The organism is Arthrobacter sp. AL05, from assembly GCF_029960715.1.
Lineage (GTDB): Bacteria > Actinomycetota > Actinomycetes > Actinomycetales > Micrococcaceae > Arthrobacter.
Window position 1 is genome coordinate 198,378 of the sequence record NZ_JASBRC010000007.1, and the last position, 11,848, is coordinate 210,225.

At 66.5% G+C, this 11,848-nt stretch carries 11 protein-coding genes; 1 reads left to right on the plus strand and 10 read right to left on the minus strand.

Annotation, left to right across the window (positions count from 1 at the left end):
- Positions 1-87: 87 nt before the first annotated feature.
- On the plus strand, positions 88-873 hold the full coding sequence (locus QK287_RS11115; protein ID WP_226775669.1) for a glucosamine-6-phosphate deaminase: 786 nt from the start codon (positions 88-90) through the stop codon (positions 871-873).
- On the opposite strand, the gene QK287_RS11120 is transcribed toward QK287_RS11115, so the two are convergent.
- The 10 genes from QK287_RS11120 to QK287_RS11165 all read right to left on the minus strand — a co-directional run bounded on the left by QK287_RS11120 (position 870) and on the right by QK287_RS11165 (position 11,685).
- Positions 870-1,754, minus strand: a complete 885-nt coding sequence (locus tag QK287_RS11120) for a MurR/RpiR family transcriptional regulator (RefSeq protein WP_226775523.1) — start codon at positions 1,752-1,754, stop codon at positions 870-872. The genes QK287_RS11115 and QK287_RS11120 overlap by 4 nt on opposite strands.
- Positions 1,744-2,718, minus strand: a complete 975-nt coding sequence (gene murQ / locus QK287_RS11125) for an N-acetylmuramic acid 6-phosphate etherase (RefSeq protein ID WP_226775522.1) — start codon at positions 2,716-2,718, stop codon at positions 1,744-1,746. Before murQ ends, QK287_RS11120 begins: the two co-directional genes overlap by 11 nt.
- On the minus strand, positions 2,711-3,634 hold the full coding sequence (locus QK287_RS11130) for a BadF/BadG/BcrA/BcrD ATPase family protein (RefSeq protein WP_226775521.1): 924 nt from the start codon (positions 3,632-3,634) through the stop codon (positions 2,711-2,713). Before QK287_RS11130 ends, murQ begins: the two co-directional genes overlap by 8 nt.
- Positions 3,631-4,893 (minus strand): anhydro-N-acetylmuramic acid kinase, encoded by a 1,263-nt coding sequence (locus QK287_RS11135; protein ID WP_282360076.1) that lies wholly within the window; start codon positions 4,891-4,893, stop codon positions 3,631-3,633. The genes QK287_RS11130 and QK287_RS11135 overlap by 4 nt, the downstream gene beginning before the upstream one ends.
- A complete protein-coding gene (locus QK287_RS11140; protein ID WP_226775519.1) occupies positions 4,890-6,404 on the minus strand; it encodes a glycoside hydrolase family 3 N-terminal domain-containing protein in 1,515 nt (504 codons plus the stop codon). Before QK287_RS11140 ends, QK287_RS11135 begins: the two co-directional genes overlap by 4 nt.
- Positions 6,401-7,231 (minus strand): carbohydrate ABC transporter permease, encoded by an 831-nt coding sequence (locus QK287_RS11145; RefSeq protein ID WP_226775518.1) that lies wholly within the window; start codon positions 7,229-7,231, stop codon positions 6,401-6,403. Before QK287_RS11145 ends, QK287_RS11140 begins: the two co-directional genes overlap by 4 nt.
- Complete coding sequence (locus QK287_RS11150) at positions 7,228-8,112, minus strand: sugar ABC transporter permease (RefSeq protein ID WP_282360083.1); 885 nt, start codon at positions 8,110-8,112, stop codon at positions 7,228-7,230. The genes QK287_RS11145 and QK287_RS11150 overlap by 4 nt, the downstream gene beginning before the upstream one ends.
- Before the next feature lie 92 nt (positions 8,113-8,204).
- Complete coding sequence (locus QK287_RS11155) at positions 8,205-9,500, minus strand: sugar ABC transporter substrate-binding protein (protein ID WP_282360077.1); 1,296 nt, start codon at positions 9,498-9,500, stop codon at positions 8,205-8,207.
- Positions 9,501-9,682: 182 nt separating this feature from the next.
- Positions 9,683-10,879 carry an N-acetylglucosamine-6-phosphate deacetylase gene (gene nagA, locus QK287_RS11160; RefSeq protein WP_282360078.1) on the minus strand — a complete coding sequence of 399 codons (1,197 nt, stop codon included), beginning with the start codon at positions 10,877-10,879 and terminating at the stop codon, positions 9,683-9,685.
- Entirely contained in the window at positions 10,876-11,685 is an 810-nt protein-coding gene (locus QK287_RS11165; protein ID WP_226775515.1) for a DeoR/GlpR family DNA-binding transcription regulator, read from the minus strand. Before QK287_RS11165 ends, nagA begins: the two co-directional genes overlap by 4 nt.
- Positions 11,686-11,848: the final 163 nt, after the last annotated feature.

Genomic DNA, 11,848 nt, shown 5'->3' on the forward strand with positions numbered 1-11,848 from the left:
ACGATGTGTAACGCGCCAATATGATTACTAGTGATCGAAACGATTACTATTGAGTCATAATTGATCACTTCGAAGGGTGCGTGCGCGATGGCCGAAGTCATTGTTGTTGAGAACGAGGATGCCGCGGGCGAACTCGTCGCCGGAGCTATCCGCGAGCTGATAGCGGCCAGGCCGGAGGCGGTATTGGGTCTCGCGACCGGTTCCACACCGCTTCCCGTGTATCGCGCCCTCGCCCGCTCGCTCGCCGCACGACCGCTCGACGTATCGCGGATGCGCGGTTTCTCGCTGGATGAGTACGTCGGCTTGCCGGACGGGCACCGGGAAAGCTACCGCGCAGTTATTTCCCGTGACGTCGTGGCGCCCCTCGGGCTGACACCAGGCAGGATCCGGGTGCCCAGCGGGGACCCCGCCGGACTTCCCACCGCCGGCGCCGACTACGAGCAGGCGATCGTCGACGCCGGGGGTGTGGACCTGCAGCTACTGGGCATCGGACGCACCGGTCACCTGGGCTTCAACGAACCTGGCTCCTCGTTTGCATCACTGACCCGGGTGAAGACGCTCACCCCCCAGACGCGTGCCGACAACGCCCGCTTTTTCGACTCGCCCGCTGAGGTGCCCATACACTGCATCACCCAGGGGCTCGGCACGATCATGCGTGCCCGCCACCTGGTCCTGCTCGCCTTTGGGCACGGTAAGGCTGCGGCGATCGCCGCCGCCGTGGAAGGTCCGGTTACGTCCAGCCAGCCCGGCTCGGCGATCCAGTTGCACCCGCACGCCACTGTCGTCGTCGACGAGGCCGCGGCGGGCAGGCTTACGAACCTGGACTACTTCCGCTATGCCTGGGCTAACAAGCCGGCCTGGCAAGGGATCTAATTCGCCGTTCCGACGTCCGGCCGCATCCGGTGGCTCTGAACGGCCTCATAGGTGAGCCGAAGTGACTCCGTCATATCGTCGTACATGGATTGGGCGATGCGCACAAAGAGAATGTCGACCAGGGCCAACTGGGCGATGCGGCTGGACATGGCGCCGGCGCGGTAGCGATTCTCCCTCGCCTGGGTAGTGAGCACAAAGTCACAGTGTTCGGCCAACGGTGAGTCGGCGGAATTGGTGATTCCCACTGTTGTCGCCCCGGCGGCGCGGGCGATTTTCAATGCATTACTCGTCTCGCTGGTCAGGCCAGAATGGGAGATGGCGACGGCGACTCCGCCAGGGCGCTGAAGCGCCGCGGAAGCCCAGGCCAGGTGCATGTCGGAGAAGGAAGTGGCCGAAAGCCCGATTCGATACAGCTTCTGCTGCAGGTCCTGTGCGGTCAGGCCGCTGGAACCGAAGCCGTACACGTCAATGCGGGGCGAGGCCGAGATGGCGGTCACCACCCGGTCCAGTGTTGCGAGGTCAAGCGCCTTGGCCGTCTCCTCGATGGCCTGCACCTCCTGGTAGGCGATCTTGGCAACCACGTCTTCGGCGCTGTCGGTCCGGTTTATTTCGCCGTCGTCCACCTGGAAACGGTCGCGCTGTGCCTGCTCCCGGCCTGCCGCTGCCGCCACCTCGATGCGGAACTCCCGGTAGCCTGAGAAGCCTACTTTTTGGCAGAACCGCGCGACCGTGCCCGGGGAAGTTTTGCACAAAGTCGCAACCTCCGTGATCGTGCGGTCAAGGATGGTGGGGTTGTCGATGACGGCCCGGGCAATCCGGGAATCCGCGGTGCTGAGGCCGGGCAGTGCCTGCCGCAGCATCAGCAGGGCATTAGCGGCCATGCACCGCTCCTCCGTCAGTTAAGGCTGCGCCAATGGCCTCGTTGAGGAAACCCCGGTGTGCCGTGAGCAGCCGGAGGGCGGTTCCTGCGTCCAGATCAGTCAATAGCACCAAAATTGCCGCCTTCACGGAGCCGTCGACGGCATTGAGCGCACGCGCGGCCTCGACTGCGTTCGCCTGTGTCGCCAGCATAACGGTTCTCTCGGCGCGGGCCCGCAGTTTCTCGTTGGTGGCCTGCATGTCCACCATTAGGTTGCGGTAGGTCTTGCCCAGCCGCACCATCGTAATGGTGCTCAACATGTTCAGCACCATCTTCTGCGCGGTGCCTGCCTTGAGCCTGGTCGATCCGGTAAGGATTTCCGGGCCGACGACAACATCGATGGCGACGTCGGCCGCCCGCCCGAGTTCAGATTCCGGATTGCATGCCAGGCCGGCCGTGAACGCCCCAACCGACGACGCGTACTCGATGGCGCCGAGAACATACGGAGTGCGGCCCGACGCCGAAATGCCGATCACTGCGTCCTGGGCTGAAACGCCCACCGAGCGCAGGTCAACTGCTCCGGCGAGATCGTCATCCTCGGCGTTTTCAACGGCGGCGTGGATTGCGCCGGGTCCGCCGGCGATGACCCCGAGCACCCGGCCGGGGTCAGTGCCGAAGGTGGGCGGTGCTTCGCTGGCGTCCAGGATTCCCATCCGCCCGGCGGTGCCCGCGCCGATGTAAATCAGGCGCCCGCCTGCGCTCATCCGGTCCACGATGCCCTCAACTGCGGCAGTGATGGCTGAGCTCGCACCGGCGACGGCGGCGGCGACTGCGGCGTCCTCCTCGTTCATCGCGCGCACGAGCTCGGCAACCGAGAGCAGGTCCAGATCCGGATGCCTCTCGCTTACCTGCTCCGTGGCGAGCGTTGCTAGTGAATCGCGCAGATCGGCGTGGTCAGGGTGGTCTTGTCGCTGCGGCTTAGCCACGGATGATTCTCTTCTCATGGGGTAGTGCCCGGGAGTGGACGATGAGTGCGGCGCCGGCCAGTGCGTCTCCCCGCGGCGAAATGAGCGAGAGGCCGGCATCGGTCAGGGCAGCCTCGAGGGCGGCCCGGAAGTAGGGATGGGAGACAAGACCGCCAGTGACGCAGACGCGACCGCCGTCGGGTCGGGCCGCACTGCAGGCGAGTGCAAGCAGGGCGCACGCCTTCGCGACGATGGCCGTGGCTGCGCCGTCGCCGTCGCTGGCGTGGGTGATCACGGTGGGGGCAAAGGTGCCGACGGTCCGGGCGGGACTTCCGGCCGCCGATACCCAGCCCGGCAACGCGGCGAGTCCGCCGGCAAGTCCGGCAGCGACCGGTCGCAGGGTGGTCTCCGGGCCACGGCCGTCACCGGCCCGGAGGGCTGCCTGCAGCCCCTGCTGGCCGATCCAGCGCCCGCTGCCTTCGTCGCCGAGCCACGGTCCGAGCCCGTCGACCTGGCGAATCAGCCCGCCGTCGTCGAGGGTAAAGACGACGGCTCCGGTGCCGGCGATGAGGACCGTGCCCGGTCCTCCGGCGAACGCGCCAACGTGCGCGCAGAGGCCGTCGCTGATGACGGCGACCGGGGCGTCGAAATCGGCCCGGAGCACCCTGATGAGCCGTTGCACCGCGTCCGGTGCCGCCACGGCGCCAGCCGCGCCGATTCCGATGCCGTCGAGGTCCGGGAGCATCCGCTGCACGTCGGGGTGAAGTCCAGCCAACGCGCCGAGGATAGCGTGGCGTGCCAGTTCGGCGCCATGGTCTTCGGCCAGGCCGGGTGAGCCTTGATGGGCTGCGTCGCCAAGTACCGCGGTGCCGCGGCTGAGGCGGACGCGGCAGGATGTCTTGCCGAGGTCGACGGCCAGCACGGTCGGCCCGCTCACAGGATTGTCCCCGGGCCGGCCGGAGTGCGGTGCTGTGGCGCCAGCACGCGCAGGCCGCGGATCCCGTTCAGCGGCTCCGGCATGCGCAAGGGCTTCGGCCCGGCGGCGATGTGGCCTGCCACCCGGGCGCGGCCCGGCGAACTCGCGGGTAGTTCGCACGGGACGCCATGCCAGCTGAGGAATCCGAGCAGGGCGAACATCAGCGACTCCTTGAAATCGGGATCGATGCCACAGGTGTTTGAGGAGACCAGGTCACTGCCGTCGCGGACCAGTTCCGCGCCAAGCGCCGACATCAGCGACGGGTTGCGCACGCCGCCGCCCGACGCGATCAGGCGAGCCGGCTGTGCGGCCCCGCTGCTGCGCAGGGACGCAGCGATCGAGCGGGCGGTCAGCCGGGTCAGGGTGGCCACAAGGTCCGCAAGCGCCATCGGCGAGTCTCTGCCGACCGACGCGAGGGCGGAATCCACGAAGGGCAGCCCGAAGGTCTCACGGCCGGTCGACTTGGGTGCCGGTCTGAGGAAGTAGGGATGCTGGAGAAGCGAGGCGAGTAGGCGGTCGTTGACCTTCCCCGCAGCCCCGAGCCGGCCGTCGGCGTCAAAGCCGTCCACGCCGTGGCTGGCTCGTGCAACGACCGCGTCGATGAGCACATTTCCGGGGCCGGAATCCCAGGCCATCACCGTTCCGTCGGAGCTTACGACAGACAGGTTCGCGATTCCTCCCAAGTTGACGGTGGCCACCGAACCGCCGGTGTCCGCTGCGGCCGCGGCGAGCCAGGCCCGGTCGAAGACGCCCATTAGCGGAGCGCCCTCGCCTCCCGCGGCGATGTCGGCCGCCCGGAGGTTGCAGAGCACGGGCGCGGCAGCTGCTTCAGCGATCCAGGCGGCCTCGCCCAGTTGGAGTGTTCCGCGGGCGTGACCGCCGTCCACCCAGTGGAAAAGCGTTTGTCCGTGCGAAACAACCAGGTCCACGGACGTGCCAAGGTGCTTGATCGCGGCCGCCGCCGCCGAGGCGAACTCCTGGCCCATCCGGGTGTCCAGCCGGCATAGCTCGGCCGCGTCGATGCTGCCCCCGTCCGCCAAGGCCAGAACGCGCGTGCGCAACTCCGGGGTCCAGGCCACGGTGCGGGTGAGCAGCGGGCGCAGGGTCAGCCACGGGGTGCGGCAGGCATCGGGCCCCCGGCTGCCGTCCGCAGTGATGTCGACGATCGCAACGTCGATGCCGTCTGCGGACGTTCCGGACTGCAGCGAGAGGATCTTCATGGTCTTCCACCCTGCAGGATGGCGCTGACGGTGTCCGCCGTGATCCTTGACGAACCCAAGGCATCGATGACGGCGAGCGGAAGGGTGGCAGCGGAGGGCAGCCCAGCGTTGATAACGACGGCGTCGGGGCGCAGGCCGGCTATTCGGGCCAGGGCCTCCCGCTGCGCGCCCGCGGAAGCGATCCGGTCCACCAGCACTGCCAGGCCGCTGCCGGGTGGGACCGCAGCGACCGCTTTGGCCACCGCAGCCTCGTCCGTTCCTGGTGCAAAGCGGTCCAGCTTATATGCCCGTGAAAGGCTTGTGGTGAAGGTATCGGTGGTGGACGCAACGGCAAGGGTGGCCCGTGCCCTCACGTCGAGCAGCGCCAGCCGCTGCTGGACGAGGGACGCGGCGCCGCGCACTGTGATGGCCGAGCGCACCATAAGCGCAGCGTCGATGGCCTGTTGTGCGGCGCTGGGGGCAGGGGCGCCGGGACGCCCATCGAGGTCGGCCGGCAGCCCAAGCCGTGCAGCCGACCGCCCGGCGCGCTCCAAAGTGCCCGGGGTAAGCACGCCGCCGTCGAGGGCGTCGAAGAGGGCTCCCCGCACCTGAAGGTAGTCGGCCTGGTCGGTGCTGCGGCCGCCGTTCGGTCCAAGATTGGACGGATTGCCGATGCACAGCAGCTCGGCTCCGGCGGCCAGGGCGAGCACGGCGCCCGGCCCGGCGCCGAAAGACGCCCGGATGGCCGCCATGTCGAGGGCGTCGGTGACGATCGTGCCGGCAAAGCCGGTCTCACGCAGCGCGGTGAGGATGCCCGGGTTGAGGGTTGCAGGAAGCTCGCCCCGTTCGGGCACCACGATGTGCGCCGTCATCACGGCCCGCACTCCGGCGGCGACTGCCGCATGGAACGGCGGCAGGTGGTCGCGCTCGATCTCGGCCCAGGAGAGATCGAGCCGGGGGAGCGAAAGGTGGGAATCGGTGTGCGTGTCCCCGTGCCCGGGGAAGTGCTTGACGCACGCGGCCACTCCGGAGTCCTGCAGGCCCTGGATGAAGGCGGCGACATGGCGCGCCACGAGGCCGGTGTCACGGCCGAACGCCCGCACGCCGATCACCGGGTTTGCCGGATTTGTGTTTACGTCGGCCACCGGGGCCAGCACGATGTTGGCACCGGCAGATGCGGCTCGGCGGCCGATCATCCGGCCGACGGCCTCGGTGGCCTCAGGGTCGTTGAGGCCACCGAGCTGGGCATGCCCGGGCAGGAGGGTCCCCCGCGAAGAGTCGAGCCGGGACACATTCCCGCCCTCTTCATCGATACCGATGAGTACCTCGGGCCGAATGCCCCGCAACTCGGCGGAGAGCCGTGCGGGCTGCTCGGCATCGTCCTCGTTAATGTTGTGGCCAAAGTAGACCACCCCGGCCAGGCCTTCGTCGAGTGCCCGGGCGAGCCATTCGGGGACGCGGAGGCCGGTGAAGCCTGGCCAGAGAACGCCGTTGACCAGCCGGCGCAGCGTGGGGTCCGTGGCCGCGGTCATCCCTTCACGGCCCCGGCCACAAGACCACTGCTGAGCTTGCCCTGCACCAGGATGAAGAAGATCATGACCGGAATAGTGATGATGGTGGAGGCTGCCATGACCGGTCCCCAATCGTTGGAATGTACGCCGAAGAATTGTTTGAGGCCGATGGCCACGGTGTAGTTCTCGGCCGACCCGCCCAGAAGGGTCATCGCAAAGATGAACTCATTCCAGGCAACAATGAACGAGAAGACGCTTGTCGCAACGAGCCCGGGCGCCACGAGTGGCAGCATCACCGAGCGGAACATACGCCCCCAGGTGGCGCCGTCGATGTAGGCTGCCTCTTCCAGCTCGACCGGGACGGCTGCGACGAAGCCGCGCAGCATCCAGATGGCGAAGGGCAGGGAGAACGCCAGGTAGACAACGACGAGGCCCAGCAGCGAGTTGAGCATCTGCAGGTCGCGCACCTGCACAAACAGGGGAATGACCAGGGCCTCAAGCGGCACCATCTGCACGGTGAGCACCATGATCAGGATGCCGGTGCGGAATTTGAAGCGGAAGCGCGCCACCGCGACGGCGGCCAGCAGGGCCACGATGCCCGAGATGGTCACCGTAAAAAAGGCGACGATCGCCGAATTGCGGAGGAAGGTGCCGAATCCGCCTTCGGTGAGGACAAAATCGTAGTTGGCGAGAGTGAACTCCCGGGGCAGCAGGGACTGGCCGCCGCTGGAAGCCTTCGCGTCAAAGGAGCTGGAGATCATCCAGTACGCGGGGAACAGGGTGAAAACCAAGAGCAGGGCGACCAGGCTGGCCTTGACGAGCCTCCGGCCGAGTGAGGCTTGCCTCATACCTTTTCCTCCTTGAACAAGGTGCGCACATAGATGGCGGTGATGACCAGGAGCAGCACCGTGAGGAGGACGGCAATGGCTGCGCCGAAACCGTAGCGGTTTTGTCCGAACGATTCCACGTAGGACCAGACGCCCAGGTTGAGCACTTCCCGGTTGGAGCCTGAGCCGCCGGGCATCAGGTAGATCTGGGCGAAGACCTTGAAGTCCCAAATGGTCGAGAGGATGACCACCACCGAGAAAACCGGCTTGATGGTGGGGTAGGTGATCTGGAAGAAGCGCCGCACCGGGCCGGCACCGTCCATCTCGGCGGCCTCAAGCATCTCCTTCGGCACGCCGAGCAGGCCCGCAAGCACCGTGATCGCCACAAACGGGAAGCCGTGGTGGACGATGTTCAGGGCTACGATTCCGTAAAAGGTCACCGGGTTGGTGAACCAGTTGAAGGAATCACTCATCAGGCCCAGGCTTTTGAGGGTCCCGTTGACAAGCCCCTGGTCAGCGTCGAAGATCCAGATCCAGACGTAGGTGCCGGTGACGGCCGGCATCGCCCAGGCGACCATAACGGCGCTGCCGACTATAGTGCGCCAGGACGGGCTGAGCGAAGCCATCAGCAAGGCGACCAATGTTCCGAAGATGACTGTCGAGGCGACCGCCACGATGGCGAAGCCGATCGTATTCGGCAGCACCACAGTCCACAGGGATGAGTCGCCGAAGATCTCGGCGTAGTTATCCAGCCCGATGAAATTGGTCTTGCCGCTGACAATCTGGCGCAGGCCGTAATCCTGCAAGGAGAAGATAAAAACCCGTGCCAGCGGCCAGAGCAGCAACCCGGCCAACAGAATGAGTGCGGGGGCGAGCAGCAGCCACGGCCGGGCCTTAGCCATGGTGAGGAGCCGCCGGCGTTTCGGCGCACGGCCGCCCGTGGACGATGGGAGCTTGCGTCCCTCGTTCACGGGCGGTTGCTGAAGCTTGACGGTCATGGAGTCGTGTTGCCGTTCATGATGTTGTCCATCTCCTCGGCGGCATCGGTTGTGGCGGCATCAACATTCTTCTGGCCGGACAAGATGGCCTGGATCATCGTGTTGGTGGTCTTTTTTGCCTGCACCGCACCGAACTTGGGAGTGACGGGAACGGATCCGCCGCCGTCGACCATCTGCTTGGCGAACGACTTCACCAGTGGGTCAGCCGACGCTATGGTCTCGTTCAGCATCGATTTGAGGCCCGGGAAGTATCCGCTCTGTTCGGCCCACTCCTGTGCAAACTTGCCGGTGCCCATCAACTTGACGAACGCCCAGGCGAGGTCTTGATTCTTGGCCGTGTTGAAGACGCTCAGGTGTGAGCCGCCGAGGACCGAAGGGCTGATGCCGCCGTCCTTGCCGGGGATGGGGATCGCGCCCAGCTTGCCCTTGAGCTCGGGAGCCTTCCCGACGATGCTGGCCGGAGTCCAGGATCCGGAGATCGCCATCGCGACCTTGCCCCTGGCGAAGTTGTCGAGCACGTCGGTTTCTTTCCAAGTGGTCGCGCCCGCAGTGGAGAAGCCGTGTTTGGTGGCCAGGTCCGTGTAGAACTGGATTCCCTCGCGGGCCTTGTCGCCGGCCAGTCCGGAAGCCCAGCTCCCGCCCTTCTGCACCGAGATGTCGCCGCCGGCACCCCAAACCCATGGATAAGCAAGCATCTCGGCATCTCCGGGAACCGGAAAGGGGATCAGGTCGGGGCGCTTGGCCTTAATGACAGTTGCGACGTCGACCAGTTCCTGCCAGGTGGTGGGCGGGGTCAGTCCAAGCTCTTCGAACACGTCAGTTCGGTAGACGATCGAGCGCACCCCGGCGTACCAGGGCATACCGTAGAGTTCGCCGTCGTAAGTGCCGGATTCGAGCAGGCCTTTTACGAGGTCGTCGTTGATTCCGGCTTCCTTGACCTTGTCGCCGATCGGGGCGAGTGCGCCGGCGTCAGCGAACTCGGCCGTCCACGTATTCCCGGTCTCGGCAACATCCGGAGTGGTGTTGCCGGCGATGGCCGTGACGAAGCGGTCATGGGCATCGGCCCACTGTACAAACTCGACGTTGAGGTTGGCGCCCGTCTCCTTCGTAAACTCCTCGCCGACGGACTTGAAGAACCCCTCGGAATCAGGGTTGGTGCCCTTCATGATCCAGACGTTAAGCGTTTTGCCTTCGGCATTGCTCGCGTCACCCCCGGCGGAACCGCCGCCGCAAGCGGACAGTGCAAGCGCCATGACTGCGGCCATGGCGACGGATAGATAGCGCTTCTGCATGCGGTCTCCTCATTGAAACGTGGTAGCGGACTAACTGGCCTGACTTTGATGAAAATAATTATCCATTCATGTAACCACAGTCGAAAATTATTTTCTACCCTGTCGTGTGCTGGGGGCCACGGCCACGGCCGCGGAGGCGGTGCCGTGGCCGGATGCGACAAGATCGCCCCAAGAGCCATGGCTTAGGCGGGCAGGCGTCGACCGGCCGCGAATACCGAGTCGACCGTGAGGTCATCGGCCAGCAGCACCGCGTCGGCGGCGTAGCCGACTGCGAGCCGGCCCAGGTCATGGCCGCGGCCGATGGCCCGGGCAGGAGTCTCGGTGAGGGCAGTGACCGCCTCTTCGAGGGGGATGCCCACCTCGGCGACCGCCCTGCGCAGGGCCGCGTCCAGGGTGAGTGTAGAGCCGGCGATTGCTCCCTCGCCACCGGTTCCGTTGCCGGCGAGGCGGGCTACTCCGCCGGTCACGGTCACGGCCAGCGACCCGAGCATGTACTCGCCGTCTTCGGAGCCGGTGGCCGCCATGGCGTCGGTGATAAGGGCGATCCGGCCGGGCGCGCCGGCGAAGGCCAGGCGGACCACCTCCGGGTGGACGTGCACGCCGTCGTTGATTATCTCCAGCGTGACGCCGGGCGAGCGGGTTGCGGCAGCAACCGGACCGGGGGCGCGGTGGTGGATGCCCTGCATTCCGTTGAAGGCGTGGGTCAGGATCGAAGCGCCGGCCTCGAACGCCGCCAGGGCGGTGGCGTAGTCGGCCGAGCTGTGTCCGACGGCCACGGCGACTCCGGCGTCGACAAGCGTCCGGATGGCGGCCGCGGCCCCTGGCAGTTCGGGTGCGAGCGTCAACTGCCGAAGGTGGCCCCTCGCCGCGGCCAGGAGCCGTGTGATCGACTCGGCGTCTGGGGAGCGCAGCAGCGCCGGGTCGTGCGCCCCGCGAAAGTCGTTGTCGAGGAACGGTCCCTCAAGGTGCGCGCCGAGCACCAGTGGGTTCGTTTCGGCCGCGTCGGCGACGGCGGCGAGCCGGGACTCGAGGTCGCTCTGGCGGGCGGTGACGAGTGAGAGTACGGCGCGGGTGGTGCCGTGGCGATGGTGCACGGCCAGGGCTTTGCCGATGGCATCGGGTCCGGCGTGCCCGTTGGTTTCAACGTCGAAAGCGAACCCGCCGCCGCCGTGACAGTGGATGTCGATGAAGCCGGGGACGAGCGGGCGGCCGGCGGCATCCGTTATCTCCCCGGCCCTGGCGCCGAAAGCCTGCCAGCCGGTGCCGGATCCGACGGCGGACACGGTATCGCCCGTGAAAGCGACCCAGGCGTCGGCGGTGCTCGACCCGCCGGTGACCAGACGGGCGGAATGGATGATGCAGGTGGGAGGGCGGCTCATGATGCGACAATCACCTCGAGGCCCTGGTCGGCGAAATCGGCCTGCTGCTTTGGGGTGATTCCGTCGTCGGTAATGAGCCCGTCGAATCGGTGCAGTTCGCCCAACCCGGCGAAGGCTATGCGGCCGATCTTGCTGGAGTCGGCCACGATCATGGCCCTGCTGGCGCGCGCTGCCATCAGGGAATTAACGGCTGCCTCGCGTTCATCGTTTACGGTGGGGCCAGCCTGCGGATCTATGCCGTTTACGCCGATGAACGCGATATCCATCCGCACCTGCTGCAGCACCGCGTCGCTGTAAGGGCCAACAAGTTCGTACGAGCGCGAATGCACCACCCCGCCGGTGACCACCGTCTTGATCTGTGGGCGCATCGCCAGCTGGGCGGCGATGTTGAGTGCGTTGGTCACAACTGTCAGGGTGGCGTGCGGGGACGCCTCCATAATGTCCGCCCTGGCGCCCAGCACGCCGGCAATCGCTGTGCTCGTGGTACCGCCGCAGAGCCCGACGACGGCGCCGCGCGCCACGAGCGCGCTTGCTGCGCGCGCGATCAGGAGCTTTTGCGGCGCGTTTTGCTCGCGCTTGTAGCGCAGCGGCAGGTCGTACGCCACTGACTGCCCAATCGCCCCGCCGCGCGTGCGGGTGAGCAGTTGCTGGGCTGCAAGGGTGTCGAGGTCCCGCCGGGCTGTCGCCGCTGAGACGCCGAGGCTTCTGATGATGTCATCCACCTCAATTTGGCCGGACTCGGCGAGCAGGTCGAGTACGGCGGCGAGGCGCTCGGTCCGGTCGAGTGTCATGTAGTTCCTGTTCATAGGTGCAGCGATTTCTTAGCTGCAGCGATCGATTCTGATTGAAAAGACCGCCACTCAATCACTTTAGCTCGTTGCTGTGCCGACAATAGCTGTGCTTTTCCCTGGCCGGGATGTAACGGGTTGGTTACGGGTTTGGGGTGACCCATCCGGGGTGGGGGGTGTT